Origin of the sequence: Enterococcus sp. 12F9_DIV0723 (assembly GCF_002174375.1) — a bacterium.
In the GTDB taxonomy this organism is placed as follows: domain Bacteria; phylum Bacillota; class Bacilli; order Lactobacillales; family Enterococcaceae; genus Enterococcus_A; species Enterococcus_A gilvus.
The window spans coordinates 205915-231207 of sequence record NZ_NIBK01000001.1 but is presented as its reverse complement, the minus strand read 5'-3'; the positions used below and the strand labels follow the sequence as shown (position 1 = coordinate 231207).

The following is a 25293-nucleotide window of genomic DNA, read 5'->3' as shown; positions in this document are numbered from 1 at the left end:
AAACATCTTACGTATTATTCTCTCGCGGCTTTTCATTTCGATCAGACTCCTTTAGGCCTTTTGGCTCTTTCTGGCCACCTTGTTCAATTTCCGTTGAATTATTGTCACTCGGAAAATCATAATCCAACACCGGCACATTTGGTTTTTCTTTATTCACACGTTTGAGCTCTTCTTCAGCAGACACGCCGGTTAGTCGTTCAGCCATTTCGCATAAAGTCTCTTCTGAAACAATTCCAAGCATCCCTTTGATTACATTCATAATCTCTTCATCCGATTGCGGAACATTCGGTGTAAATAGAATTTGAATATCATTTACTTTGTTGTAAAGATCCTCTTGCTTTTTATCGTCCGAAATAAAAAAAGCTTTGACATTTTCTATCAAGCCTTGTGGTTTATTCAAATCATCTTTGATGCTCCACGAGTGTGTAAGTAACCGTAAACGCCGCATGATAGCTTTCTTAACCATACGTTCTTTATTCTTACGGTCGTTGTCTGATCCCCAACCTTTGAAGCGAAAACCGATTCCTGATTGGTTAGATCCGATGTTCTCATCTGTGAAGTCAATCAAAGACGTAAAACGCAAGATGTCAGCAACTGTCCGACTGTCGTTAGCTTCCATTCCTGCAACGTCATACTCTTTTTTCAAATAGTAGGCGTCAGGCGTGTCACCTAATTTGCCTTCGCCGTAATCTTTTTTATCACCTAAAACAAGCATTCTTGCTTGCATCATAGCTTTGAATACTTCCATCTTGCTATTGTCACCCTCGTCGTCCGTTGCTGTGTCAGGGTTCCCTTTAATCACCAGGTACGCTTCAGATGAATCTTGTTGAAAGTTTGCCATCTCAGACCTAGACAAATCGTATGCGTCGATTGAATCAAGTACGCGTTCAAAATCGCTTAAGCGTTCCTCGTTATTTATCCATTCGTTTACTTGGACAGAATCAAAGTAACTTTCTTCTTTTCCATCTTCTTCAATTGCTGCATTTTCTAAATCGGCGCCATCTGCAACAAGATAGTAATTAAATCCACTGTTCGTATAAAGCTCTACGCGGGTCCATTTATCATTTAAAAATTCTTCTTCATAATAATGAACTGCACAAATAGAATTTTTGTTCTTCGTATTGTCGTAAATCACAAAGGTTTGTTCTGCGTCAAACTTGGCAATAGTTTCCTTGCCGTACTCATCTCTGCCAATCCATTCGTAAGCTCTACCTAGACCGAACATATCTCTGCCCATCAGTTGATTATGGTAGTCTTCGTTCGATTGACTTGCAAACTCGTTGATTCGGGCTGATATGTTCTTTTCACCAGTATATTTAAGCTGGTTACCTAACAGAACCCCAAGTTTGAATGACACGATGAAATTTGGGAAATCGCTTGCGATCCGATTATCTGCTCGTCCTTTCGGTTTTTCTGAACGATAATTAATATTCCCGTCACCTAACAAGTATCTTTTCAATTGTTTAAGCCTTGGAACCTGCTTTTCTTTGTGGTGATTGATGAATTCGACAATCAACTTCCAAACTTCTTTACTCTCGAAGTCAATCATTTGTTCGATTTGACCGGTTCGTTGGTTAAGTACTTGAATATGAGGCAACCTGGAAACTGGTATTTTATAAATTAGATTCGCTTCTTTATCAAACCGTTGTCCGTCTAACAATTTAACATTTTGTTCCACTGTATCACCTCTACAATCCTAATTTTTTGAATGCATTTATTGTCTTTTTGACGTTGACTGATTCTGGCTTCTTTCTCATATCCTCGTTAAAAGCATATCGAGTAGCATCAATGGTGTGGTTATCCTTATCCTCCAGTCGAGGTTTTGGGTTCCCATCTCGATCCGTTTGATAATCAATATTTTCGAATTCCTTCGCAATATTTGGTGTTCGTGAAGGATCAATACAGATAAAATCCAAATCATCTAGCCATTGTTCGCCGTACTCTACAGAATCAGGTCCTTTCTTGACCCCTCTAATATGTTTAATACCATGTTCATTTTTTAGCTCAGCATTGCTTTTTGGCTCTGCCGAATCTGAAAATATCTCATCATTTTGGTATCCTCTGTTTTTCAATTCTTTCGCTGCTTCTCGATTGCTTATCTTCTGCCCATATATTTCATCGATGGCATAAATGCCATTTTTCTTTTTGTCATAGTGCCAGCGTACAAACGCTAACGGGTCAGTGGCATAACCGAAATCAAGACCGTTTCTGATATTGTCGAAATTCGCGACCATCTCATCAGTGATACAGCCGGCTTTTACTTGAAGATTATCAAACGGAACAACTCCTGAACCGATGGCTTTGCCTAAATACTCCCAATCATAACGTCTTGAATTTCGCCCGTTTGTCGCTTCTGCCTCTTCAATAAAGGCTTTAGCTATAAATGGATTGTCTTTGTACGTTGTATGGTGAACATATGTATTTTTAGGCTGAAAACTGGTCTCATATTTTTTATTTACCCAGCTCTGTTTTCTTTTCGGTGGGTTGTAACTATAAAAGAATTTATAAAAAAGACCATCATCAAGCTCGCCACGTAAAAGGGAGTTTGTAATGGTCGTTACATCTTCTTCTGTTTTAAACTCTGCTAATTCTTCAATCCAAGCTATTGCGAAAGGAAACCTGCTATCTTTTAATGATTTTATCCGTTCTGGATTTTGTGCACCTCTAAAAGTAATGTAGTTCCCTCTAGGCAGATATGTAATTCTCATCGGGCTTTTGTTGACCTTGAAATAGCATGATACGCCTTGCTCTTCAATTGCCCACTTCAATTGTTCAAAAACCGATAGTTCAATTGTGTTATCGACGAACCTAATAGCAACCGCGTTGACTGGATACCTCATGATTAATTGTATGATTACATGTGCAATGTCAGAAGATTTGCCTGATCCACGACCGCCTTTTTCAACAATATGAAGAATCTCTGGATCAATCGCTGCTCTCCATGTACTATGAAATGCTTTGGGTAAATATTCAGATAGTTTAACCATCTGGTTCACCACCGATATCATCCTCAAATACAGGTGGCTCAATTGAAGTGATTTCCTTCTTATCAACAGGAGCGTATCCTCCACGGTCAAGAATATCTTTAGCCGCATTAAAACGAACCATTTCAGATCTAGCTGCTAAAAGCTTCAACATCGTATTCAACGCTTTGCCGGAGGACTTGCCCATAATAGTTTTTACATATTCATCATAAGCATGAGTGAAATCTTCGTCCTTTAACCAGTTGTAAAGTGTCTGTTCGCTTATCTTTAGTTCTTCAGCGATTTCAATCCGCTTCAAAGACCCTTCGAACAGTAATTCTATAGCCTTATTATGTCTTTTAGTAAGTTTCATAAAATCACCTCCAACCTAAAACAAACTAAATGTATTTCCTAACGTTCTCTTGGATATGATCCTCTTTCCAATGGCCGTATCCACAATAGACCATCTTACACTGATCAATCTCAACTGGTGTTGCTTCCCTGATCATTTCTACGATCGAGTACTTCGCCTTCATCTGAACAGACATCACCACCCGTTTATGTTGACCTCTCATTGGTAAAGGATATTTATTGTTTAGTGACACATACCAATAGTTTCTCATTCTTATATTCCTTTTCCGCATTGTCCTGTAAGCGTTACAATGATATAATCTCTTTAGGGTGAATCCTTTAAAAGTTTGTTTTTCATTTGGCCGCTGCGGAAACAGCGGTCTATTTTGTATCCAAAATAAAAAGACCGCCGAAGCGATCTTGATTATGTATTAAGCAACCTACTCCATTATGGAATCCACTGTTTATCCATGCCTGGCAGATAGGAATGCTCGGTTGCTAATTCTGGGCGCTTATGTCCCGATGTCGAACACTGGATCAGAATACCGCTCCTGATCAAAGCTAACTCATTTAACTATGATTGCATCGATTTATCTGCTCATAGACCGCTCACAAAGCCTGCGTATGGCAACTTACCGTGTTCCTGGCAAGTCCAACTTAATGTTGCTCCCCTAACCTACAACTGAGAGCGTCTCACGTCTGAGATAGTATTCTATGCCTTTTAACTGAGTCCCAGCACGCTGGTAAATGCAGCCAATCAATCGGCATCCGATAAGATTGATTGTTTCCGTAGGTTCTTTATTGACGTGGCCGGGATCGAACCGACCTCATTTCCAACTCTGACAGTCAGATGCATCACCATGATGCTACACGTCAACTGGAGGAGCTACCTCCTGCAAGCTTGCTGTTGAGATTGACTAATCGGCAAGACTATCTTAAATCCTAGAGTCTACTAGTTACCTTTATCAGCTCGCTGACGATACTGATATGGTCACATTTAAGTTACCTTTCGTCTAAGTCACTGGAGTGGCACCGCCCCACTCACGAGGGTTCCGTGTGGTGCTAACCACCGCTCATCAGTAAACACCCTCTTCATAGAGTCTTCATGCGTCTTCTACTTCCGCCACAGCGACTAACCTATGAACACATCATAGTGGACTGTAGTATGTCCTACCTGTGGGTATTCTCCACTCTGATTTAAAATAAATCAGCCTCAATTAAGTCACTGACAAGGATTCGAACCTTGCACTTCGGGAACCGAGTCGTCACCTATCCGTCCCTCATATAAGCTCCGACACCCTACGTTTTCAGTGATGGCTACTTATACGTCTACCCTTTCCGCCACAGTGACATAAAGACGGCATGCTCAATGTAGAAATCATTATTTCATGCCGCCAATTGTTTGCCTACTCTGTTTCCGCAAAGTGGCAGTGTAGTCAAAAAGAGAATAACCCACCAAGCTAGACGAATGTATGTTAAACGCTATAAGGAGAAACTTCATGCCAATAAAGTTAATTTGAGTCGTCTGCTTGATGGATTATCTACTCTATCATTTTAGCATCTTGACACACCCCGAAAGTGCAATGATAGTGCAAAGATCAGTTTATTTCTCCAAGCTCTTTAGCAAGAGCGTCTAAAAATTCATTTCGCAACAGATGACACATGCGCTTTGAGTATCCGACCTCTTCTGCAATGCCATCCCAAGTTTTTGTTCGCGGCTTAATCCAATACCACATTCTGATAATCTTTATTGTCTCAGGCTTTGAAGTTTGAACGACTTTATCTAAAGCTGCTTTACGTTCCCTCAACAATCTTAAGTGTTTGTCTGTAGCCAACTTCATTCCTGTTCGTTCTGTAATAGAAGTAGCAGAGTTCGACCGTGAACCTCCTATATTATCATCCGTTTCTTGCCAAGGGTATTCGATTTCCAATTCAACACGTTTTATATAACGATCCATGGTCGGATAATCTTCTATTAAATCTTCTAACATTTTGAATGTGCCTTTTTTCAAATACATTGCCCTCCATCTTTCTTTTCTTGACTTAGTCATAATCTCATTCAATTTCTTTATACATTTGATAAAATCACGCCAGAAACATTTTTTTAGTGATAAAAAGTAATATCACCAATCTTATTTCCATTTTTGATTAACTTAAAAGAAACAAATACTGGATGTTCAAGATATTTCTCTAACAGTATCCCTTGATTACGCATGTCTTTTTCAAAATTATTCACAAACATATCTCTGGCTTCTTGGCTATCAAAGAATTGTTCAACAGGAACTTCATTATTCAACTCCATGCGAACTTGGTACATGAGATTCCTCCTCTATTGGCGACGTTAGTTCATCTACTTAAATATTGAATAGTCCAATAAAAATTCTATGCATTCCAACCAACCTCTGCTGATTAACTTATTTTCGAAAAATTTTTGCTTTTCATACGCTTCGTTTAGCACCAAATGCATTTTGGTTTTACAATTTATCCACCCTAATATATAAGCAGCCCCACCCAACGCTATTAGCAAAATTACAACAAATATTTCATTCATCCTTATCCCTCCTGTTTGCTATCGCCAACTCAGTAAACCTTGCTTAAATCAGTCATTTTAGTGGCCAGGTCATAGACATCAACGTGTATTTTTTTCGTTGTGTTTAGTTGCCCAATCCTTGCTAAAGCTTGGCTGGTCTGCATTTTTGAAAATACTATGCCACCCTTTTCAAGATTGTTTAGCAAGTATGATCGATGGAATTCATCGCTAAATCCGTCATATTCGGTAATTTGTATTACATTCTTACTCAACGGAATCACTCTCCTCGTTAATATCTAAAAATAAAGTAATGTTTTTGGATAGCTTCCGTTTAACCTTTTGATATTCTTTAGAATCTACTCGGATTCGAGTATCATCTTCAAGAACCACGAAGTATTTACCATCTTTTTTTGATACCGCTACTACCTCTTTATCCATTTATCCATCTCTCCTTTAGTTTGCTATCGGCGACGTTTCCAGATCTATTATGGTAACCCAATCCACACGATAATTACTTTTTCCCATTCATAATTCTTGACTGCTTCAATTGCTGTAGTCTCAGCTATCTTGTCATCAACTTCTGCCGGTATTTCGTCTAATATATTTTGAATCAATTCATCCTCATCGTGCGAGTCGATGTAGATACGTTCGCCGTTATTCCAGATATGATCGATTTCAACTGTTCCGAATGAGCCTAACCACGATGTGTGTTCATCACTAGCAACAATTTCACCGTCAACCATCGGAACGATCGGCAAATCAGGATTTTCTTTGATTAAATCAAGCAATATTTTCACGTTTTCTTTTTGAATTTCTGTTTGTGTCTTCATTAATTTTCCACCTCCAACAACTCTGGGTTCTCGTAGATGTTTCCTAGAATTTCATATTCCACTGGATCAATTGACGAATAGCCCCACTTTGTATAGACATTAAAGCCAACGTAGTAGGCTAGATTTCCAAAGTCTTCTTCGTATTCTTGTTCTCCAAATGAGACAGTACGCTGCATTCCATTCTCAAGAACTACATCCCCCTCAAATATCTCAACGCCGTTCTTGTCTTTCAGTCCTGTTGATTGCATGAGTACCTGCTCATGGTCAAAACTTGTAATCACTTTATTTTCTTCATATCCGATCGCATAAAAATCTTCGCCTTTTTCTTTTGTTAAAATAAGTTCCATCCAACTTCGCATAACGTTATCGTTTTCATCCCAAGCTCTAAACTTCGGTATCATTGTTGTCCTCCGATCGATATTTTCTAACTTTATCTTCGTAAATGGCAATTTCTTCTTTGGTTGCCGGAACCAGCCTATACGTGTCGAATCCAGCTCCAAAATGGCAGTAGATATTTTTATTGGCCCATTGATACCAATCTCCCCATGCAAGCTGCGTTAATTCGTCATCTTCTAAAATATCGTTCCAAACATCATGATTAGAAATTTTTGTGATTTTGGCAAAAGCTGGCGGCTTAGCATCAGATGATTTATAAATTTTCCCGATTTCGATATCCAGTATCATATGTTTCACTTCCACTTCTTATTTGATGTACAATACATATGAGCTGGTACTCCTTTTTTATTGATCCTTTCAATGTCCAGCTCATTGACCGCTACTAAATAGCGGTCTTTTTGTGATAAGATACTTATGTCTAGCGGAAACTAGACGAAAGTTTCTTTTTCTCAGACAGCCAGTGGTCGGCTGTCTTTTTCTATGCAGTTGGGTCGGTTTACTGACTTAGGCTCTTAGCCAAAGATTTTAGTTGATAAGCTGCTTTATTGGTTTGACGATAGACTAAAATAACTAAACGGGTATCAATAACTTTTAAGTCGACATATTCAAAAACGTCATCCGGATTATTTTCGCTTTCCTTTTTCAGAAATGCTGGGATGTGTACGTCATATGGTTGTGCATTAAACTCTTTAAATTTAATCATTCCGCCACCTCTTTCAAGTCCTTTTGATGAATTATCTCCATGTAGCTGATCATTTCTTGCAGATAATTCTCGTTCAACTTCGTTTCTTTATATTGCGGTTCTGGCAACTTGTTTTCTCTGAGAACATTTCGAAAAGCGACTCCTATATTTCTTGTCGCATAATCAAACGTTTGCCGATATTTTTCTTGAGCCATTTCTTCAGCTCGTTCAAAAAGTGATTCCATCCGATCCCACCTACACTTTCTCGACTTCCAAATTCTCTTTCCTTGCTAACAATCTGAAATTTTTATAAAAATAGCTTACCGATTCATCACCGACAGCTCGTTCTGGCATGTCCGTAAAAAATTCATCCTTAATGCCATTCACCAAAAGTATTCCATCTTCGTCAACTGATTCAACAAAGTATACTTTTGCCCCATGCTCTCCTCTATGGATAACTAGGTCGCCATCATTTACAACCCACTTCGGCTCTTCCTCGACCTCGTAGCCGTTCCGGACTGCGTTGATAGCAACTCCTTTGTTCCAGCAAACCCAATCAGAAAGAGTGCTGGAAGTTCTGTCGTTGTTAACATCTTCAAAGCCATTGCCGAAACCAAACTGGCATATTTTCCATAACGCAAATTCCTTAGCATTTTTACTCCATCTTTGTTTAATCTGTTGATACCATTCATCAAATTCTTCTGGCACTTTGACTTTCTGCGGTTCGTCTAGTTGGCTAATGAGCTCAACAGCCTTGGTGATTTTCACATACCTGTTTGTTTCAAGCCATTCGCCATTCGCTTTTATCTTTTCAATCAATTCTTTTTTATCCATAAATACCTCTTTTCTTACTTGATAGGCTGAGTTACTGCTCTTTTAATTTAATTTATTCTATTTACCATTCACGACAAAAATGGTACCGTTTGCGGTTGCTTTCATAGTGCGCTCTGTGACTATAATCTCCTTATCAGTGAGTGGTCCACTGAAATGAGGCAGAAAGGAGATACAAAATATGAACTTGATCCCAGTTTCATCTAGTAATTTAGTTGCTGTCGGATACAATCAAGCAAATCAGGAACTAACGATTCAATTCCATAGCGGAGTATACACCTATACTGGAGTCCCAGAATCTATTTATAATGGATTGATGACAGCTCCCTCAAAAGGAAGCTACCATCACCGCTATATTAAGAGATATCCATTTAGACGCGGATACTGATTTTTTTAATTCCATTCATCCGTTGGTTCTGACCAATCAACGGATGTTTGTTGAATTGAATCTGATGTAATCTCAATTTTTACATGTGGATTGGCACATTTTTTCAACAACTTAGAAATTTCCTCAGATAATTCAATAATTTTTTCTTTCGTTTCTTGCATATTTTTCCTCCTTAATTGGCGTGGTTACTGGAACTTTTCAATTTCCACTATTGCCGCAAAGATGGGATAAATTTGTTGAGGCATTACAGCGTTGCCTAGTGATTTAAGTCTGTCCATCCCTTCGGAAATCCCATCATCGTTTCTATGAACTCTGATGCTTGAATCGGCGAGTATTCTAGTAGCGCGAGATAATATACTACTCGCTTTTGTCCTCTCCTGATCCCTGGCTTGCTTGTTAGTGCAATCCTCACAGAACGACCTACATCTGCTTTTCTCGTGTATTTCCAAGCAATCCCGTCGCTCGCTATCGGTGTTGGCCACAATAAATGTTCTTGATCGCTGGTGGAATGCCCCCATGGCTGAAGCTGGTAATACAAACGTCCTTGTTTCGTAGCCCGCAGCTTCCAAGTTAAGTAATGTGCGGTCGAGTTCCATATTGGCAAAGTTAGCAACATTCTCTCCAACGACCCAACCCGGCCTGAGTTCGTCGATAATTCTAAACATTTCTGGCCAGAGATCGCGGTCATCTTCCGTGCCTTTTCGCTTCCCAACCGGACTGTAAGGCTGGCAAGGGAATCCTCCGAAAACAATGTCAATTGTTCTGTCTCGATCAATCACACCTTCTTTCTCTAGTAAATCTTTATTAAGTTGTTTTACGTCTTTGAAAATTGGCACATGCGGCCAATGCTTTTTTAAGACTTCTCTTGGAAAATCAGCATACTCGCAGAATGCAACAGTCTCAATGCCTGCCCATTCTGCCGCCAGGTCAATTCCTCCGATTCCCGAAAAAAGAGATAATGCTCTCACTGACTTTCCTCCGTTTCTTCATTGATGTCGTGTTTACATGATATTTTTATTCTCTTCTTAAGAGAATATTCTTTACGTATTCAAATCTTGATGATACTTTTTTCTCGTGCCATCAAGACCGCAAAGAAATTTCTCTCATGGCACCTCTTAACGGAAAACAAGTTTTATCTATGGCAGCGCGCGGTCCGCTGCCTATTTCCGTTATACCCGTCGTTACTGGAACTAATATTCTGTGCATGCAATGACATAAGTACCAACGCCTTCCTTTTTTAGAACCTCTTTGAACGCTGTATACTTGCACAGTTCGCCAGCAAATGTTCCATATGCCCCGAAGTCAGGTTGCTTTTTTTCGTGCCATTCTAAATGTTTAGGTGGTTCATACAGTTTCAATTGACCATTCGCAAATGAAATTTTTTCTTCCTCAGTAACCGTATAGCTATCCCACATACCTTCTTTATCAATACTAGATTGTTCAACATCTTGAATTTGCGAGATATCAAGCTCGCCGACTTGTTCTTCTAAAAAGGCTAGTGCATGTAGTAAAGTTGGTGCAGCTACCCATTGCATGTCGTCAGTCTTAAATACCTTCATATCGTCTACTTCAAATTCATTCATTTCTTTAAGTTGAATCATTTTATTTTCTCCTTTCAAATTTCACTTAATCTGTCCGTTTTTGTAGTTTGTAACCCTCAAAAATGATGGTCAAAAATTATTTTTACTTAGGGCATCAAGTCTTGATTCGTTTAAATCACATTGATAGTTAAAATCATTTTCAAATTGCAGTTTTTCTTGTTCTTCGAGAAGCTCAATTTCATCTTCTTTTGTTGAGTAGACAATATCTTTATTTTTAAAATCAGTGTTGTTTTTTATTAGCATAGCTTTACTTTCCTCCTTGATTTCCTCCATTAGCTGACTTCTTTTATAAAAACAGTCCAACGTGTTTTACTCCGTTTATCACCAAATAAAGGCTTGTAATCGATATAGGATAATACTTCTCTAAAACTAATTTGATCCGTATTCCACTTAAAAACTAGCGTTCCATTAGGCTTTAAAACTCTCATGCACTCATTAAATCCATCATGAATCATTTTTGGCCAGTTGCTATCTAGCTTGCCGTACTTTTTGGCCAACCATGAATTATCACCAGCATTGACCATATGCGGCGGATCAAATACTACTAAATCAAACTCATTGTCCGAGAAAGGCATTTCTGTGAAATCTGCCAAAATGTCAGGATCAACATTGATTACGTGTCCTGTATCTAATTCCTCGTAATATTGCCTTTTATCCATAAATGTTGTGATTGGATTTTCCTTATCAAACCAGAACATCCGACTTCCACAACAGGCATCAAGTACCTTTGCCAAATGATCATTCCTTTCCTACTTGATTTCCTCAGTTACTATATTTATGCTAATTTCTCCGATTGCGGAACTTTTAAAACGGTTTTTCTGGCTCAAAAGGCAATTCTAAAATGACTTTCTCGTTGAGAAACGTTTTAAACACAATCACTTTGTTTTTTATCTCATAATTTATTCCTAAAGCCATACACACACCGAACAGCTTGCCTTCTGCATAAGTGATTTCTCTCGGTTGACCTAATAATGTATTTGAATAGTTGCTTTTTGCACTCACATAATCATCTACAACGATTTGTAGCAATTCTTCCCGATCAATATTTGCTCCTTTGAGAAACATAGTATTCACTTCCCTAAACTTACTTGATAGCCCCAGACTGTGGAGCTTTTAATTTTCAAATAAATAGAAATTATCTTCTAGATGATTTGTGCCCAAGAAATACTTCGAAACGATCGGCACGAATTCATTTTGCATATATATCAATGAGAACCTGAACTGTTTAGCAAGCGATTCAAATTGTTCATTCAATGTATTTTCTCCTTCGTGCAAATAGCAATTCCAGCCTAAACACAAAACAGAGATAGCTAACTCTTCTTTTTTTGCTTTCACTTCACATGGGAAGCGTCCCATTTGATATTCATAAATATCACTATTCCACATGTCTTCTGAATTAATTTCATCAATGCCACGATAATTAATTCCGACTTGATAAAATACCTCTGATTGATACCCAAAGCAGCATCCTATATCAAATACATTTTTAAAGTTGTTCTTTAAGCAAAAATCCCTAATGAATTCATAATTCGAAATACACTCCATCCCACATAATAGAGAGTAAGTCCTTTGGTCATCATAATTGCTAGGCTTTTCTAAATTAATCAATTTAGTGTAATAATCGTTCAGCCTCTGATAATTCCCCAAGATGTTCCCTCCTATCGTTTCCCTGTACTGCCAAATCCACAAACACCACGTTCTGTATCGTCAAGTTCGTCAACTTCTTTTAAATCTACAGGCGGTAAAGGTTGAATAATTAATTGTGCAATTTTGTCGCCATGATTGATTTGATACGAGTACGTCTCTTGTGTTCCAGCAATCTCATCGTTCTCAAAGTAGATAAAATCTTTGATCTCACAGATAACTTTTACCTCACCGCGATAATCAGCATCGATTGTTCCTTCAACCACACGTAATAATGATTTTAGTGATAGTCCGCTCCGACATTTCAACTTGCCGTAAAAACCGTGATCTATTTGTATAGCAATCCCTGTTCTTACGCCAATCGTCTTGCCTCTTCTAATTTCAATATCTTCGTCCGCGAAAATATCAAATCCAGCATCTGTTTTATGTGCTTTAACTGGAAATTTCGCTGTCTCTGTTAGTCGCTTTACTTTTACTTGCATATTTCCATTACCTCTTTCTTAACTGCTACTATCTGATTGTCTAAATTTTTCAGTAACAGTTTATCCGATTAAAAGAATTACTCTTCCCAACTTTCAAAAAGAATTGCATAGTCGGTAATATCTAACTTTTTCGCGATTTGTTGTACCGTCTCCAATGTGATATTTCCAGTTTTATTCACCGCTCCTGTTGTTTGCCCTCCGACTAATTCCGTCCAACTCAAGGCTTTGTTCACACGATGCCAGTTGACGTTGGACCAGAATATTTCTTTTATACCCTGCATAATTCCAACGCTTCTTTCTTTTTGACAGATATACGGTAGCCCAGCATTCGCAAAACCGCTTTGTCCGAGTCATGATATTCCACGACTTCAAAACTTGCTGATTTACCATACTCATTAATCAATTTTCCTACACATGGGAAATTGCATTGAGAATAGTTCAACTCATAAAGAACATCCAGTTTGAGTTTAGGTCGCTTCGGTGCCATCCAGTTCTGTCTTTCTGTAAATTTGTCTTTCTTCGGCTTTTTAGGTTTCTCTGTGCGTTTTTGCATTCGAAGTTTTGCCGCGCAGCTTTTGCAATGCGTAAGTTTCGACATGTTCTGATTCTTCACTAATCGCTCCTTACCGCAGGCACATCTAGCTACCCATTCTTTGTCGATTTCTCCTGGTCGAATAATAGTAAATTCCCCATACTTTTCGCCTGTCCGATCTCTTTTCTTATTTTGCATTTTCTTCGCCACCATGCTTTTATAAATTTTTTCAGCTTCGTTAAAGACTCTTTCGTTCGTCCAATAATCTGTCCGGCTTAACAGCTCAGCTAATCTTTTCCTTTGATCCATAATCAGAACGGTAGATCATCGTCATTGATGTCAATTGATGAACCACTGAAAGGATCGTCAGATTGATTGTTATTTCTATTAGCCGGCTGACTACCAGTTGAGGTATTTGATTCGTTATTTTTATGTTGTTGATTCATGCCTCTTGATTCCAATAATTGAAAATTCTCAGCAACAACCTCAGTCACATAAATGCGTTGTCCCTGTTGATTCTCATAGCTGCGTGTTTGAATACGTCCAGTGACTCCAAGCAAAGTCCCTTTGTGTGCGTAGTTCGCAAGAGTTTCGGCAGATTTACGCCAAATCACACAATTGATGAAGTCTGCTTCTCGGTTTCCATCTTGATTCGTAAAGTTTCTGTTCACTGCTAATGTAAAGGTTGCTACACCTGTTCCATTCGCTGTATATCGTAGGTCAGGATCTTTTGTCAATCGCCCAACCAAAACTACATTGTTGATCATTTGTTTTCCCCCAATTCATAAATTTCAATCTCTATTCGTGGATCAAGTGAATACAGCTTTTGTGATGACACTGCTGCGACTTGCCCATCATCCTTAAAAAGGATTTCGTTACTACAGTCCAAAATAGCTTTGATGTAATTATCAATGTCTGGTCGTTTGTCTACATAAATCGTCTCTGATTCGAGTTCTAAGCGTTTCTTTTTTACCTCTGCTATCCGTTTAGGCGGATAGATGTAAAAGGTCATAGAAACGTATACAGGCCCATTTGGGATCATTTTAGGATTCAGTAATCGCAATTGACTCACGCAATTTCTTTTCCATTGCGTCATTTTCCCGTCTTCATAAGCTCTGTTTCTCCCAAATCGAGGTCTTGACTGCGGTTTGGGTTCTAAATGTAGTGTGTAAAGACTCATTCTTTTTCCTTCATCTTTCGTTGGATTCCACAAGTTGCGCATACATTTTCTTAGCAAATTCAAGTTGCACCTCATATGGTCGGGCGTTTAATTCCCAAAAGTCATATTCTTTCTGTTTTTGCTGATAGTGAAAGATGAAGTAACCAACCCAATACTGTCTGAATAGTTGCTTCGCACGTTCATCTGTAAAGCCTCCACCTTGAGCGAGAAACTGGCTATATCGTTTTAGATATGGGACCTGCACTTCTTTATAGGCTTGTGGCAATTTGTTATGAACAGCCTTCAACAGTTCAAAGTCATTCACTATCCTCACCTCTTTCAGCGAGAGATCTTTCTGCCTCAGCCACCCAATCTATTTCTGGTTCAACTTTCTTTGGTGTTTCAGTTATATGACTAGGCAATTTCTCAACTCTTTTGTTTCCATATCTATTACCTGCATGATCTTTTTTCGCCCAATTCTTAATTGTTGCAAAATAGTTCTTATATGACTTGCCTGTGGATTCACAGTAAGAAGACACTCTTTCTATACGCGCTTCCCAATCAGCAGGGAATTCTTTTTTCAGCTTCTCAAGTTGTTCATCACTTAATAAAACATTTTTGTATTCCCCGTATTTATGACGTGTAGGCTTAGCCTTCGTTTTCGAAGGCGCAACATCTTTCTTTTTATCTATTTCTTTATCTAGTTCTAATTCTTTATCTATATCTATATCTGTTGCGTGACTGTCACGTGACTGTCCCGCTTGGTCACTTAGTAATTTTTGTTTTTCCCGTTGCCGTTGTTTTCTCAACCTATTCTGCTCTCTTACCTTTTCCATGCCTTCAATATTCTGATGTTTTTCCCAGTTAGCAATCGCTATAACACCATCACTGTTTAAATCGATCATATTGAAGCTAGCAAGTGTTTGTAATGCTAATCGAACTGTATTTACGGGCTTGTCAAACAGTGTTGCTAACATTTCTTCTGTGTAGGGCATGTTACGCTGTATATATATCAATCCGTCGTCGTTCGTTTTCCCTGCTAAAACTAGCAAGCGAATCCAAATGACTAAAATAGCATCTGATTCAGGAACAGCTTGGATCAGCCGTATTTTTTCATCATCAAACATTGTAGTTTTTAGTTTGATCCAACTTATCTCAGCCACGTTATCCCTCCTCTTTTAGCTAGTCCTCACTGGAGTCACTAAGTAGATATATTTAGATTCATCAATAGTGAAAACAACTGGTCTTATAGGACTAAACATTTTGATTGTCACGTCATCAAACGCATATCTTCCCTTTGCATCCATGAAAAATTCGCAGCATTCTTTGACATATTTCGCCATAAAAGTAATATCAAACTGTTCACCCTCGATTTTTGCATTTGCTGATATTTCTATAGGTTCCCCATAATAAATTTTGTCTGATTGATTGCTAAAAACTATTTTGTCACCTTTCAGACTCCATTTGACGGTTTCAGCAGCACTAGTACCTAGAGCTTTCATCACTCTTATTAAGACAGATAAGCTGATAACAATTTCCGTAGTGAATTCATTCGGAATCAATCTCTTCGTATCTGGATAGTTCCCATCTAATAAACGCATCGATGTTAAGTCTTGATTAAACTCTTGCTCATGTTCATGGAAATCGTTGATCCGTAATAACCGATGAGAATCAGTAACACTAATACTCCCATCCTTATCAAAATGAACACATTTTAAAATAGGCCGTGTTTCCATATTTGAAGCTGTTCTTTTTAAGTGTTTATATAGGTTTTTTATCTCTTTATTTTTCTTTGACATTTCTTCACTACTCCTTCTTCGGCAACTGCCAATCTTTTATTTCATAATCTGGATTATCATCCAGTTCTTTCATGTGCTTTTCACTCATAAGACCGAAGTCTAATACTTGTTGATCAGAGAGTTTGATCGCTCCTACATGCCATTTTTTGCAAAACTCGTCGTACCCAAGCTGATGTATTTCATTGTGAAGCTCAGCCCTTAATATCATGTAGTAACGTCCACGATGATCCACTTTTGAACGTTTCCCCATCCCTACAGCATTTACATGGTGGATGTGTAGAACGGCATCCTGACGGCGAGCTTGAGTTACAAAGCAGCGATTGTGGAGCGCTGACAAGAACATTTTTCTATTTATGTCATGGACCAAATACAAATCTTTGCCGTCAAATGGAATGCCATAATGAAAGCAGTATTCGACCAACCATGAGATAAACTGTGTTGCTAAATCTTTACTGCAGTTTGACAGTGAGAATAACTTCTCATACGAGAATCCACGATCAATACAAAACTTAATTTTTAAATCATCTTCAGTATTTTGAATAAACCATTCATTATCCGTATAGCTGTCTATGTCCTTAATCAACGCATGAGCGATTTTTTGCTGTGGACGAGTTACTTTATTCGGATTGAAAGCTTGAGCAGTCAGCAACGTTTTACGCTGTTTGACGAGCAATTCTAACTCTTCTTTACTGCCATCAATCGGGCGAACTACAAAGTCGCCGTTCGACTGTTTTCCTACGATTCGTATTTCTAACATAGAGTCACTTCTTGTCCTTAGACTGCTTTTCAAAATCTAACTGAATTTTGTTTACAGCAATTTTAAAGAGCCCGCTTTGGTCATATGTCATTTCACCTAGTTCTTTGACTTTCTTACCTAGACGAGAATCTTGAACCGTATACTTATTTACAGTGTTTATTAATGTTTTTTTGTTATCTTTACCCGTAGTTTCATCTAATCCAGCTAGTAATTTTTCTATCTTTTCAAGTTCTTTGACATCGATTTTTGGTTGATCTGGAAGGTCTTCTCCTTCATATAGGTAAATTGCAATGCCGTGTTTGGCTAGTGCTTTGACGTAAGCCCTCTTCAATGCTTTATTGATATCTGTCGAAGTAGGTTTCAAGATTGGCTGGCCTCTAAAATTAATAATCGCGTAATTTTCAGTCTCAATCTTACCGAAAAGAACAACCGATACCTTCACCATATATCCGTCTCCCGCTTGTCGATAAGGCTTCAATTCAGTGATTAGAAAGTCTTGTTGCTGACCACTCATCACATGGTAGTGCTCAAATTCGTGTTCAATAATTTCTGCATCAGGATCGATGAGCTTCATGATTTTATGCGCTGCTGCCCAGCTTAGATATTTTAGGTAAATTTTTTCGCCAGTCTTTTTGTCAGTTCCACCTTCTTTTGTCTTTATGTCGTTCTCGAAATTCATTTGAGATATTTCTTCAAAAGTCTTTTTCTCACTCACCGAATATCTCCTCCATCTCTTTTAGTGCATCTTTCTTTTCCTTTTTGAAAGTTTTACCATCACTGTGTTTTGAAAGTTTTGCCGCTAATAGTTCTACTTCAAATTCGTCAAGTAACTCCTGGGCACGCTCGAACAGTACAAAAAATACCTTTGTACCTGTTTCTGTCTCAATCAGCAAATGATAAACTGTGTCAGTATCATAAATTGGCGCTCCTGTGTCATCTTGATAAAATTCAACTGATTCACCAAAAGCGTTTTTACGAGTCTCTGGCTCAATTTCAAGCGGTTCAGGAACTGCGGTTATTTTTTTATCTAACTCTGCTTTCTCTTTTTCTGATAGCATGTTATAATCACCTCAAATTAATATTTCTTTGTTTGCTCACTATTTGCTTGCCGGCGTAGTGAGCTTTTTTTGTTCCCACGCTTTCCTGCGCTCGATATTCTGTTTTGCTAAGATTGTTGATTCGTTTCGTTGATACCACCGATCAGCGATCGTTTTCCCAATTTGCAAAGCTTCTTTTCTACTCATAGTCAGCCCCCACGGTTGGCTTTTTCTTTTCCCATCCGATCACTAAAAAGAAAAGTAGAATGTAGCCGTAGGCCAGCCAAATATTGACTAACGTGAAAACTGGTATTGCGATCATCGAAAGCAGGATCGTTTGAAAATTTAGTCGTTTCATCATTAAACCTCCTACTGGCCCAACTCGTTTACTTTTTGTTGGCTCAAATTTGCTAACTCCACCATGCGTGCGTCTTTTTGCGCTGAATCATTTTGAGCGTTAGATAGATCGTTACGTAGCTTATCCGCCTCTTGCTGTTTCTGCGTGACTTCCTGTTGCTTAGATTCGACTTCACGTTGTTTGGCTTCGATTTCAGACTGCTTCGCATTGACCTCGTTTTGTTTGTTTGCCAATTGCTGTTTCAAACTGTCTAGTTGATCTTGCAGGTTCTTTTGTTGCCCAGTCGTTTGATCAAGTTTGCTTTGAACGTCCGCTGCCTTCTGTTTGTTCTGCGTAGCAATGTTAGCCAGTTTGTAGATGTTCTGTTCAACAGTTGTTGCGTTATCGAAGAAACCAGCGCCTGCTGCGAATCCTACAGTTGATCCTAGAAACAATGCAGCGGTAACTCCTAGTGCGATTTTTTTATTTTTCATGTGGTACTTCCTTTCTGTTGTATAATTTTCTTATCAGTGTGACAGACTGAAATATGTGATAAGGTGGTGAATAAAATGTATTTTGTTATTCGAAAAGCGACAGATGGTCAATACTACTTTGTTCTCAAATCCGCAAACAATGAAATAGTTGCAACTAGCGAAACTTATCGCTACAAAGATTCTGCTAAAAAAACAATCGACTCTATTAAACAAGGAATCAATAGAGGTTGCTTAGTTGTCGATATGACCGATTAATTTATAAATCTCATTTGCTAGAGAGTTCATTTCAGCTGCCTTCTCCAAAAGTCTGTCTGCAATGCTTTCTAGCTGTTTTTGTTTTTCTTCATTCATACTGTCCCCTCCTAAAATTCGTTATCCCACACGCCATACTTAACCGCGAACTCTTTGACAATCGCTAGGTAAATCTCTAGTAAACGCTTGTCTTCAGCAATTACATCCAATTTACTCAACTTGTCGCGCTTGGATTTTGAAACACCTTCATCAGCCATTCGACGTCGCTTGTTCGTAACCCGTGTATTCAGTGACGATCCCGCTCTGCGGTCTAGCTCTTGGTAAATATCCGCTTGGACTTCACGATAAGCTTCATAGCCACCTTGAGCCTTAGCCATCTTACTGATAAGTGTGCGTGAATCTTTACGCCAATCTGTCGAGTTAAGAGCAACAATCTCAGTAATGCTATCTACTTTGTTTTCGATACGCTTCGTTTCTTGTTCTTGTTTCGCCAACGACTGCACGACACTATTCATAAATTGAAGCTCAGGGCTTAAGTTTGATGTGTCTAGTTGTTCTATGATGTGTTCTTCCATTTGGTTGAAGCGATTCACATATTTTGCAGTGAATTGAACGCCTTTAGGACCTGTCAGTTTGTTCGAGACCATTTCACAACCTTGTTTAGTTAATAAGTAGTTCGGTAAATCTTTGTTTTGTTCACTTTTATAAGTTGATTCGATAAAAAAATCGGACGAGCCAATTTTGGCTTCTCCTAAATAACCAATGTAAGTACGGATATCTCTAATTAATTTGCTATGATCTTTCCCGATCATTTCTGCTACTTCATTACTTGTTAATGTTTGTGTTAACTGATTCATTTTGTCGGCTCCTTTACTTTTTATTCCGTTCGCAAAACTCTAACCAACAATCTCTAATTTCTGGATACTTCCACAAATGTTTAGTTGTAGGCGAGCATTCTAAAGATTGTGCCTCTGGAGTGATGATGAAATTTTGTTTTAAATAGGAATCGCTATGGTTTGTGATTTGAACTAATATTTTCATATCAATCGTTGCAAAAATAATTTCTTTAGGTAGTAATTTTTCTACCTCTTCTTCAATGCAACGTTTCGCATATTCGACTGGATCAAATAGGTTCCGCTGATCTAACATGCTGACCCTCCTATTCCAAATCTAATGCTGCTTTGATTTCTTTAATCTTCTTTTGAGGACTTCGTTTTCCATTCATAATGTCGGACATATAAGCATCAGAAATCTTTAATTGTCTTGCTAGCCATGTTTGATTTTCTCCTTTTGTTACTAAAGCAATCTTAATTTGAGTAATTAAATCTTGTGACATTTCAGCCATTCTCCTTTCTATTACTATTTGTAAGCTAAAAAAATTCGCTAATTTTTATTGCAATTTTTACGCAAATGTTTTAGAATGAATTCATAGTTAAAAAAGCCTAGAAATATCCTATTAAATCAACATTCTTAGTTTGGCGACGTCGAATTGTTTATTTTTATTAGGTGTCTTTCTTATTGCTTATTAGCTTATTGAATTAGCTTACACAACATATATTAAAACATATGCATAAAATAGTCAATGATTTTTACTGTTTTGTTTTAATTTATTTTGTTAAGCGGTTAGGAGAATGCCGTAATGACGCTATTTGAAAGGCTAAAATTTTTGGCAAAAAAACAAGGAAAATCAATAAATGATGTGGAAAATGACATGGGATATTCCAAGAATACGTTGTATAGATTTAAAAATACTAACCCTAGCGCAAAGAAACTCCAAGAAATAGCTGACTACTTCCAAGTCTCAGCTGATTATCTCCTTGGTCGGACCGATAATCCTGCTATGAGTAATGAAAAACCAACGTTAACAGTTGAAGAAGCGTTGTCATCGGTCATGAGTAGTGACGGTGAGCCTTTAACAGATCACGATAGAGAAGTTTTAACTGGAATTATTGAAGCATATATAGAAAAAAACAAAAAACGCTAAGAAGGTGGCTTGTTTGGATAGAGAAATCAGTAAATTGATTAAAGAACTCGGCGTCGATATAATTTATGTTCCAGAACTGGACTCTGACGGGAAATACATTGCCGCGATAAATACAATTGTAATTGACGGCAGGCTTAACGATCGACATAGACAAATAAAGTTGTTACATGAATTAGGGCATGCTGCAAAACATCAAAATAATTACGACTTATACAACTGTGCATATTCGCTTCATTCTAAAATGGAGAACGAAGCAAACCAATTCGTAATCGACAATCTTGTTAAAAGCTACATTTATTCAGTCGATATTGATGGTAAGTATCTAAACTATATGAAATTCATCGAAGATAATGAGATTGATACTCGGTACGAGCCTGTTGTCAAAGATTTATTTATAAAATATATTTACAGAGCACAAATGGTCTGATTATATTTTTTTAACAAAAAGCGAACATACGTTCGCTACGAGGAGAGGTATTCATGAAAGATAAAAAGCAACCTATCACCGCCAATGAACTCATAAAAATCTTACAAGAGGTTCCTCCCAATACAGATATTTACGTTGATGGATGTGTTATTTGGGAACATAGTTTTGTGTATGTAGATTTTCCTATAACATCAGTACATCCGCTAAAAAAGTACACTGATACAAATCAAACTTATATTGAATTATATGGAAAGCGAAAAGAAAGAGAGGAGTAAATTCATGGCAACATTCAGAAAAAGAGGAAAAAAATGGGAGTATCGTATTCGTTACGTCGATCCAATCACAGGGAAAAAAACCGAACATAGTAAAGGAGGATTTGGAACGAAACCGGAAGCAGAGTATGCGGCTGCAGAAGCATATATCGACGTTAAAGACGGCATAGTGGCTAAAATGCCAAATATTCTATTCAGAGACTACGCTGATAGTTGGTTCGACATCTATAAAGCTTCTGTAAAAGAAACGTCTATACGGTCACGTCAGACCTATTTAAACGCACTGAAAGATACTTTTAACCAATTACGGTTGAGTAAGCTTTCTCATAACCTTTATCAAAAAAAATTGAATGAGCTAGCTAAACGTTATAAACGCAACTCATTAATAGCGATTAATCAAGTCGCGCAGATGATTGCAAAGCAAGCTGTTAAAGATGGCTATTTCAAAGCAAATCCCATTGCCGACGTAAAAATCCCCCATTACGAAGATTTAGAGGAAAAGATTGAATTCTGGGAATTAGTTGATATTCAAAAGTTTAGAGAGTTCAATTTATCGGAAATAACTAAGAAAAGAAAGAAAAGTAGTTATTACATTACATTAGAGAAACAACGTGATTTAGCATTGTACTATTTATTAATTTATGGGGGATTTCGTATAGGTGAAGCTTGTTCGCTGTACACCAATGACTATTATCCTATGACCAAAGAAGTCTCTATTTCAAAAACATTAGGTTCTTCTGCATCAAACCAACTAAAAAATAGTTATAAAGTTTACCCTCCAAAAACAAAAAGCGCTTATAGAACAATTCCCTTGCCAGAGATTGCCTATAAGCAACTTGAAAATTGGATAAACTTACGTAACGAATATGCTGAACTCTTTCCACTGGTCTTCCGAGAATCACATTTTTTATTTTGTAAAAAAGATGGTTCCCCTATGACACCCAGGGATATGCGAAATAAATTTAACGTAATAATCAATAAAGCAAAGCTATCAAAAATTACTTTACATGGATTGCGCCACACATACACTGCTCTACAAATTCAAGCTGGCACTGATCCTAAGTCATTACAATTGTTGCTCGGTCACTCTAATGTTAAGACTACCTTAGATATATATGCCCATATCACCGGAGACAAGCGTAGAGAAACTATTTCCCAATTCGATAAAATGCTTAAGCAAATCGATAGCGGGGCAAAAGCGGGGCAAAGCCAAAAATCCGTAAAGCCAGACATCAAAAACACCGCTATATAGAGCCTTTACCAAGGTAAGTTCCTACTTTGGTCGCAATCAAATCGATCGCTACATGATTCTCTCCGCCTTCAGGCACGATGATATCTGCATAACGCTTGGTTGGCTCGATAAACTGATGGTACATTGGTTTCACCACTGTCAGATATTGTTCTATGACAGATTCCAGTGTCCGACCACGCTCGTTCATATCGCGTTTGATTCGTCGAATGATCCGGATGTCGTCATCTGTATCTACATAGATTTTAATATCCATCATGTCCCGCAGACGCTCGTCCTCTAAAATCAGAATCCCTTCCAAAATAATTACTTCTTTCGGCTCTTGCACATAAACTTCGTCACTGCGTGTATGAGCGACATAATCATAAATCGGCACTTCCACCGATTGATAGTTCGTCAATTCTTTTAGATGCTCGATCAATAAATCCGTATCAAACGCAAAAGGATGATCGTAATTTGTTTCTAATCGTTCTTCAAAGCTGATCCCGCTTTGATCTTTATAGTAAGAATCGTGCTCCAACATCATAATCGAATGATCAGGAAATCGATTGAAAATCGCACGGCTGACGCTCGTTTTTCCACTTCCTGAACCGCCCGTTACGCCAATAATGATCGGCTTGTTTTTCATGCAAATAAAACCTCTTTCGTTTTTCATTAGTCCTATTATAGCGAAACATTGTCAAATTGCTATCAAAATCCTAAAATTCTTCTAAAATCTGGTAGAGATCGGTTAATTTTTTGATCTGATACGTCGGTTGGACAGCATCTGCCTCTTTTTCTTGAGGATTCATCCAAATGGTATCAATGCCCGCTGTCTTTCCTCCCAAAATATCTGAGGTCAAGGAGTCGCCGACAATCACTGTTTTCTCTTTGTCTAAGCGTGGGATCTCAGAAAAAACAATATCAAAAAATTCTCTCATAGGTTTATGAACACCCATTTCTTCTGAGATAAAGAACTTTTTGAAGTAAGGCGCCAATCCGGATTTCTCCAGCCGTTGATGCTGCGTCACAGAAACGCCATTCGTTACGACGTAAAGATCCTTTTTCTGACTCAACGTGTCGACAACTTCCAAGCTGTTCGTCATCAATTGATAGCCTTGATTCAAGTAATGCCGGTACCGTGCCTCTGTTTTCGGACCATCCACATCACGCTCATACATTTCGAAAAACAGACGAAAACGATTGTCCAGTAATTCTTGTCGAGAGAGTATGCCCGCTTCGTGATCCCGCCAAAATCCTTGGTTCATTTTTTTGTACTTTTCTTTCACAGCCAACGTCGGTTCAATATCCATATCTTGAAACAACCATAGTAACGCTTGTTCTTCTGCTGCTTTAAAGTCTAACAGCGTATCATCAATATCAAATAAAATCGTTTCATAGCTCATCTTCAAACCTTCTATCTAAAGTATATTTTTAATTGCTTCAATTCATCCAATGTTAGCGAACGATAGCTTCCTACTGGCAGTTCTTCTGGCAATCGCAAGGGTCCCATAGAAAGACGCTCTAAACGCGTTACTTTTTTCCCACGGGCCAAAAACATTTTTTTAACCTGATGGAATTTCCCTTCTTTTATTGTTAATTCTACTTCCGAATTTCCTGGTTCAGATTGTAGAATCGTCAGTTTTGCAGGCTGGCAGCGAATGGCGCCATGAAAGACGATCCCGGCTTCAAATGCTTCGACATCTTCTGAGGTCACCCGTTCGTTCACTCTAGCACGATAGATTTTTTCAACCTTTGCTCCTGGCTGCAAAAGGTCGTAACCCAATTGACCATTGTCGGTCAAAAGCAACAATCCTGTCGTATCCCGATCTAAGCGTCCTACTGGATAAAGATTCTCTGGCCGTTCTTTTTCTGCTATTAATTCTGTGGCTGTTTGAAATTGGTCGTCTTTCTTTGCTGTCACAACACCCGCAGGCTTATTCAGCAAATAATAGACGTGAGTTGTTTGTACGCTTTGTCCGTCTACTTGAATATCATGGAGCTGACTATCCACATTACGCTGAGGATTGCGCTCAACGCTGCCATCAATAAACACTTTTTTCATTAGAAACAAACGCTTCATTTCTTTGCGTGTTGTTTTCAATTGCTGTTCGATCACTTTGTCCAATCGCATGTCTTTGCTCCCTCAAATCTATCGGATTTATTATACCGAAATTCCATTAAAAGACAAACTCTCCAAAGCTGTTCGAGCTCTTTGTTTTCATTTTATAAAAATCATTTGATGCTTTTTGCTTAAATACAAAAGCGTTTTTCCTTGCAATTTGTCTGAAGGAGTCCTACACTTTTAATATACGAG

General features: G+C 38.2%; 48 protein-coding genes and 1 tRNA gene. 6 read left to right on the top strand and 43 right to left on the bottom strand.

Going from position 1 to position 25293, the window contains the following annotated elements:
- Window positions 1-7 precede the first annotated feature (7 nt).
- The 16 genes from A5868_RS01210 to A5868_RS18735 all read right to left on the bottom strand — a co-directional run bounded on the left by A5868_RS01210 (window position 8) and on the right by A5868_RS18735 (window position 8586).
- Window positions 8-1678 (bottom strand): phage portal protein, encoded by a 1671-nt coding sequence (locus A5868_RS01210; protein WP_086305859.1) that lies wholly within the window; start codon window positions 1676-1678, stop codon window positions 8-10.
- Window positions 1679-1688: 10 nt separating this feature from the next.
- On the bottom strand, window positions 1689-3008 hold the full coding sequence (locus tag A5868_RS01205; RefSeq protein ID WP_086305860.1) for a PBSX family phage terminase large subunit: 1320 nt from the start codon (window positions 3006-3008) through the stop codon (window positions 1689-1691).
- Window positions 2980-3336 (bottom strand): phBC6A51 family helix-turn-helix protein, encoded by a 357-nt coding sequence (locus tag A5868_RS01200; RefSeq protein ID WP_086305861.1) that lies wholly within the window; start codon window positions 3334-3336, stop codon window positions 2980-2982. Before A5868_RS01200 ends, A5868_RS01205 begins: the two co-directional genes overlap by 29 nt.
- 25 nt (window positions 3337-3361) lie before the next feature.
- Window positions 3362-3586, bottom strand: a complete 225-nt coding sequence (locus A5868_RS01195; protein WP_086305862.1) for a hypothetical protein — start codon at window positions 3584-3586, stop codon at window positions 3362-3364.
- 529 nt (window positions 3587-4115) lie between these two features.
- A tRNA-Asp gene (locus tag A5868_RS18895) sits at window positions 4116-4190 on the bottom strand.
- A gap of 722 nt (window positions 4191-4912) precedes the next feature.
- Window positions 4913-5332, bottom strand: a complete 420-nt coding sequence (locus tag A5868_RS01190; RefSeq protein WP_254911040.1) for a hypothetical protein — start codon at window positions 5330-5332, stop codon at window positions 4913-4915.
- Window positions 5333-5418: 86 nt separating this feature from the next.
- Window positions 5419-5631 (bottom strand): hypothetical protein, encoded by a 213-nt coding sequence (locus A5868_RS01185; protein WP_086305863.1) that lies wholly within the window; start codon window positions 5629-5631, stop codon window positions 5419-5421.
- A 33-nt stretch (window positions 5632-5664) separates the two neighbouring features.
- Window positions 5665-5865: a hypothetical protein gene (locus A5868_RS01180; RefSeq protein WP_086305864.1), complete on the bottom strand. Its 201-nt coding sequence runs from the start codon at window positions 5863-5865 to the stop codon at window positions 5665-5667.
- A gap of 29 nt (window positions 5866-5894) precedes the next feature.
- Window positions 5895-6116: a hypothetical protein gene (locus tag A5868_RS01175; RefSeq protein WP_086305865.1), complete on the bottom strand. Its 222-nt coding sequence runs from the start codon at window positions 6114-6116 to the stop codon at window positions 5895-5897.
- On the bottom strand, window positions 6109-6282 hold the full coding sequence (locus A5868_RS18890) for a hypothetical protein (RefSeq protein ID WP_176281377.1): 174 nt from the start codon (window positions 6280-6282) through the stop codon (window positions 6109-6111). Before A5868_RS18890 ends, A5868_RS01175 begins: the two co-directional genes overlap by 8 nt.
- A gap of 47 nt (window positions 6283-6329) precedes the next feature.
- Window positions 6330-6674 carry a hypothetical protein gene (locus A5868_RS01170; protein ID WP_086305866.1) on the bottom strand — a complete coding sequence of 115 codons (345 nt, stop codon included), beginning with the start codon at window positions 6672-6674 and terminating at the stop codon, window positions 6330-6332.
- The gene (locus A5868_RS01165) at window positions 6674-7075 is read right to left on the bottom strand and encodes a YopX family protein (RefSeq protein WP_086305867.1); all 402 of its coding nucleotides are present in this window, start codon (window positions 7073-7075) and stop codon (window positions 6674-6676) included. Before A5868_RS01165 ends, A5868_RS01170 begins: the two co-directional genes overlap by 1 nt.
- Window positions 7059-7358 carry a hypothetical protein gene (locus A5868_RS01160; protein ID WP_086305868.1) on the bottom strand — a complete coding sequence of 100 codons (300 nt, stop codon included), beginning with the start codon at window positions 7356-7358 and terminating at the stop codon, window positions 7059-7061. Before A5868_RS01160 ends, A5868_RS01165 begins: the two co-directional genes overlap by 17 nt.
- A 208-nt stretch (window positions 7359-7566) precedes the next feature.
- A complete protein-coding gene (locus A5868_RS01155) occupies window positions 7567-7773 on the bottom strand; it encodes a hypothetical protein (protein ID WP_086305869.1) in 207 nt (68 codons plus the stop codon).
- Entirely contained in the window at window positions 7770-7997 is a 228-nt protein-coding gene (locus A5868_RS01150) for a hypothetical protein (RefSeq protein ID WP_086305870.1), read from the bottom strand. Before A5868_RS01150 ends, A5868_RS01155 begins: the two co-directional genes overlap by 4 nt.
- 10 nt (window positions 7998-8007) lie before the next feature.
- On the bottom strand, window positions 8008-8586 hold the full coding sequence (locus tag A5868_RS18735) for a DUF1642 domain-containing protein (RefSeq protein ID WP_139843632.1): 579 nt from the start codon (window positions 8584-8586) through the stop codon (window positions 8008-8010).
- 178 nt (window positions 8587-8764) lie between these two features.
- Here A5868_RS18735 and A5868_RS01140 point away from each other — a divergent pair, with 178 nt between their 5' ends.
- Window positions 8765-8971 (top strand): KTSC domain-containing protein, encoded by a 207-nt coding sequence (locus tag A5868_RS01140; protein ID WP_086305871.1) that lies wholly within the window; start codon window positions 8765-8767, stop codon window positions 8969-8971.
- 5 nt (window positions 8972-8976) lie between these two features.
- Here the strand turns inward: A5868_RS01140 and A5868_RS18885 are convergent, their stop codons facing one another.
- The 21 genes from A5868_RS18885 to A5868_RS01050 all read right to left on the bottom strand — a co-directional run bounded on the left by A5868_RS18885 (window position 8977) and on the right by A5868_RS01050 (window position 18813).
- Window positions 8977-9132 (bottom strand): hypothetical protein, encoded by a 156-nt coding sequence (locus tag A5868_RS18885; RefSeq protein WP_176281378.1) that lies wholly within the window; start codon window positions 9130-9132, stop codon window positions 8977-8979.
- Window positions 9133-9156: 24 nt separating this feature from the next.
- Window positions 9157-9939, bottom strand: a complete 783-nt coding sequence (locus A5868_RS01135; protein ID WP_086305872.1) for a DNA cytosine methyltransferase — start codon at window positions 9937-9939, stop codon at window positions 9157-9159.
- Between the two features lie 222 nt (window positions 9940-10161).
- A complete protein-coding gene (locus tag A5868_RS01130; RefSeq protein WP_086305873.1) occupies window positions 10162-10572 on the bottom strand; it encodes a hypothetical protein in 411 nt (136 codons plus the stop codon).
- Between the two features lie 69 nt (window positions 10573-10641).
- Window positions 10642-10845 (bottom strand): hypothetical protein, encoded by a 204-nt coding sequence (locus A5868_RS01125; RefSeq protein ID WP_086305874.1) that lies wholly within the window; start codon window positions 10843-10845, stop codon window positions 10642-10644.
- Window positions 10845-11306 (bottom strand): class I SAM-dependent methyltransferase, encoded by a 462-nt coding sequence (locus A5868_RS01120; protein WP_086305875.1) that lies wholly within the window; start codon window positions 11304-11306, stop codon window positions 10845-10847. The genes A5868_RS01125 and A5868_RS01120 overlap by 1 nt, the downstream gene beginning before the upstream one ends.
- A 70-nt stretch (window positions 11307-11376) precedes the next feature.
- Window positions 11377-11637 (bottom strand): hypothetical protein, encoded by a 261-nt coding sequence (locus tag A5868_RS01115; RefSeq protein ID WP_086304037.1) that lies wholly within the window; start codon window positions 11635-11637, stop codon window positions 11377-11379.
- A gap of 48 nt (window positions 11638-11685) precedes the next feature.
- The gene (locus A5868_RS01110; RefSeq protein ID WP_086305876.1) at window positions 11686-12219 is read right to left on the bottom strand and encodes a hypothetical protein; all 534 of its coding nucleotides are present in this window, start codon (window positions 12217-12219) and stop codon (window positions 11686-11688) included.
- Between the two features lie 11 nt (window positions 12220-12230).
- Complete coding sequence (dut, locus tag A5868_RS01105; RefSeq protein ID WP_086305877.1) at window positions 12231-12698, bottom strand: dUTP diphosphatase; 468 nt, start codon at window positions 12696-12698, stop codon at window positions 12231-12233.
- A gap of 77 nt (window positions 12699-12775) precedes the next feature.
- The gene (locus A5868_RS01100) at window positions 12776-12979 is read right to left on the bottom strand and encodes a hypothetical protein (RefSeq protein WP_086305878.1); all 204 of its coding nucleotides are present in this window, start codon (window positions 12977-12979) and stop codon (window positions 12776-12778) included.
- On the bottom strand, window positions 12967-13428 hold the full coding sequence (locus A5868_RS01095; protein WP_140404333.1) for a hypothetical protein: 462 nt from the start codon (window positions 13426-13428) through the stop codon (window positions 12967-12969). Before A5868_RS01095 ends, A5868_RS01100 begins: the two co-directional genes overlap by 13 nt.
- A gap of 113 nt (window positions 13429-13541) precedes the next feature.
- Window positions 13542-13997 (bottom strand): single-stranded DNA-binding protein, encoded by a 456-nt coding sequence (ssb, locus tag A5868_RS01090; RefSeq protein ID WP_086305880.1) that lies wholly within the window; start codon window positions 13995-13997, stop codon window positions 13542-13544.
- Window positions 13994-14410 (bottom strand): RusA family crossover junction endodeoxyribonuclease, encoded by a 417-nt coding sequence (locus A5868_RS01085; RefSeq protein WP_087654064.1) that lies wholly within the window; start codon window positions 14408-14410, stop codon window positions 13994-13996. Before A5868_RS01085 ends, ssb begins: the two co-directional genes overlap by 4 nt.
- 10 nt (window positions 14411-14420) lie before the next feature.
- Window positions 14421-14714 carry a hypothetical protein gene (locus A5868_RS01080; protein WP_086305882.1) on the bottom strand — a complete coding sequence of 98 codons (294 nt, stop codon included), beginning with the start codon at window positions 14712-14714 and terminating at the stop codon, window positions 14421-14423.
- Complete coding sequence (locus A5868_RS19485; protein WP_217808919.1) at window positions 14707-15552, bottom strand: phage replisome organizer N-terminal domain-containing protein; 846 nt, start codon at window positions 15550-15552, stop codon at window positions 14707-14709. The genes A5868_RS01080 and A5868_RS19485 overlap by 8 nt, the downstream gene beginning before the upstream one ends.
- A gap of 15 nt (window positions 15553-15567) precedes the next feature.
- On the bottom strand, window positions 15568-16188 hold the full coding sequence (locus A5868_RS01070; RefSeq protein ID WP_086305883.1) for a DNA polymerase III subunit beta: 621 nt from the start codon (window positions 16186-16188) through the stop codon (window positions 15568-15570).
- Window positions 16189-16195: 7 nt separating this feature from the next.
- Entirely contained in the window at window positions 16196-16945 is a 750-nt protein-coding gene (locus A5868_RS01065) for a putative HNHc nuclease (RefSeq protein ID WP_086305884.1), read from the bottom strand.
- A gap of 4 nt (window positions 16946-16949) precedes the next feature.
- Window positions 16950-17660, bottom strand: a complete 711-nt coding sequence (locus tag A5868_RS01060; RefSeq protein WP_086305885.1) for a Sak single strand annealing protein — start codon at window positions 17658-17660, stop codon at window positions 16950-16952.
- A complete protein-coding gene (locus A5868_RS01055; RefSeq protein WP_086305886.1) occupies window positions 17653-18003 on the bottom strand; it encodes a hypothetical protein in 351 nt (116 codons plus the stop codon). The genes A5868_RS01060 and A5868_RS01055 overlap by 8 nt, the downstream gene beginning before the upstream one ends.
- Before the next feature lie 39 nt (window positions 18004-18042).
- Window positions 18043-18189 (bottom strand): hypothetical protein, encoded by a 147-nt coding sequence (locus A5868_RS18880; protein WP_176281379.1) that lies wholly within the window; start codon window positions 18187-18189, stop codon window positions 18043-18045.
- A complete protein-coding gene (locus A5868_RS18875; protein WP_176281380.1) occupies window positions 18182-18340 on the bottom strand; it encodes a hypothetical protein in 159 nt (52 codons plus the stop codon). Before A5868_RS18875 ends, A5868_RS18880 begins: the two co-directional genes overlap by 8 nt.
- A gap of 11 nt (window positions 18341-18351) precedes the next feature.
- Window positions 18352-18813 carry a hypothetical protein gene (locus tag A5868_RS01050; protein ID WP_086305887.1) on the bottom strand — a complete coding sequence of 154 codons (462 nt, stop codon included), beginning with the start codon at window positions 18811-18813 and terminating at the stop codon, window positions 18352-18354.
- Between the two features lie 75 nt (window positions 18814-18888).
- On the opposite strand from A5868_RS01050, the gene A5868_RS01045 reads away from it, so the two are divergent.
- Window positions 18889-19068, top strand: a complete 180-nt coding sequence (locus A5868_RS01045; protein ID WP_086305888.1) for a YegP family protein — start codon at window positions 18889-18891, stop codon at window positions 19066-19068.
- 107 nt (window positions 19069-19175) lie between these two features.
- Here the strand turns inward: A5868_RS01045 and A5868_RS01040 are convergent, their stop codons facing one another.
- From A5868_RS01040 to A5868_RS01030, 3 genes are read right to left on the bottom strand one after another with little or no spacing between them, the layout of a single operon-like run.
- Window positions 19176-19922 carry a Rha family transcriptional regulator gene (locus A5868_RS01040; RefSeq protein WP_086305889.1) on the bottom strand — a complete coding sequence of 249 codons (747 nt, stop codon included), beginning with the start codon at window positions 19920-19922 and terminating at the stop codon, window positions 19176-19178.
- Between the two features lie 13 nt (window positions 19923-19935).
- Window positions 19936-20214 carry a hypothetical protein gene (locus A5868_RS01035; protein ID WP_086305890.1) on the bottom strand — a complete coding sequence of 93 codons (279 nt, stop codon included), beginning with the start codon at window positions 20212-20214 and terminating at the stop codon, window positions 19936-19938.
- Between the two features lie 10 nt (window positions 20215-20224).
- Window positions 20225-20401, bottom strand: coding sequence for a helix-turn-helix domain-containing protein (locus tag A5868_RS01030; protein WP_086305891.1), 177 nt, complete (start codon window positions 20399-20401; stop codon window positions 20225-20227).
- 303 nt (window positions 20402-20704) lie between these two features.
- Here A5868_RS01030 and A5868_RS01025 point away from each other — a divergent pair, with 303 nt between their 5' ends.
- Genes A5868_RS01025 through A5868_RS01010 form a run of 4 tightly spaced genes read left to right on the top strand, consistent with a single transcriptional unit; the run spans window position 20705 to window position 23000 of the window.
- Window positions 20705-21049, top strand: coding sequence for a helix-turn-helix domain-containing protein (locus A5868_RS01025; protein ID WP_086306448.1), 345 nt, complete (start codon window positions 20705-20707; stop codon window positions 21047-21049).
- Window positions 21050-21062: 13 nt separating this feature from the next.
- Window positions 21063-21476 (top strand): ImmA/IrrE family metallo-endopeptidase, encoded by a 414-nt coding sequence (locus tag A5868_RS01020; protein ID WP_086306449.1) that lies wholly within the window; start codon window positions 21063-21065, stop codon window positions 21474-21476.
- 53 nt (window positions 21477-21529) lie between these two features.
- On the top strand, window positions 21530-21751 hold the full coding sequence (locus A5868_RS01015) for a hypothetical protein (RefSeq protein WP_086306450.1): 222 nt from the start codon (window positions 21530-21532) through the stop codon (window positions 21749-21751).
- Between the two features lie 4 nt (window positions 21752-21755).
- Window positions 21756-23000: a tyrosine-type recombinase/integrase gene (locus A5868_RS01010; RefSeq protein WP_176281417.1), complete on the top strand. Its 1245-nt coding sequence runs from the start codon at window positions 21756-21758 to the stop codon at window positions 22998-23000.
- Here the strand turns inward: A5868_RS01010 and udk are convergent.
- From udk to A5868_RS00995, 3 genes are all read right to left on the bottom strand, one after another.
- Complete coding sequence (udk, locus tag A5868_RS01005) at window positions 22993-23625, bottom strand: uridine kinase (RefSeq protein ID WP_086306452.1); 633 nt, start codon at window positions 23623-23625, stop codon at window positions 22993-22995. The genes A5868_RS01010 and udk overlap by 8 nt on opposite strands.
- Window positions 23626-23695: 70 nt before the next feature.
- Window positions 23696-24382 carry a YjjG family noncanonical pyrimidine nucleotidase gene (locus A5868_RS01000; protein ID WP_010782070.1) on the bottom strand — a complete coding sequence of 229 codons (687 nt, stop codon included), beginning with the start codon at window positions 24380-24382 and terminating at the stop codon, window positions 23696-23698.
- A gap of 11 nt (window positions 24383-24393) precedes the next feature.
- Window positions 24394-25110, bottom strand: coding sequence for a pseudouridine synthase (locus A5868_RS00995; protein ID WP_086306453.1), 717 nt, complete (start codon window positions 25108-25110; stop codon window positions 24394-24396).
- Window positions 25111-25293: the final 183 nt, after the last annotated feature.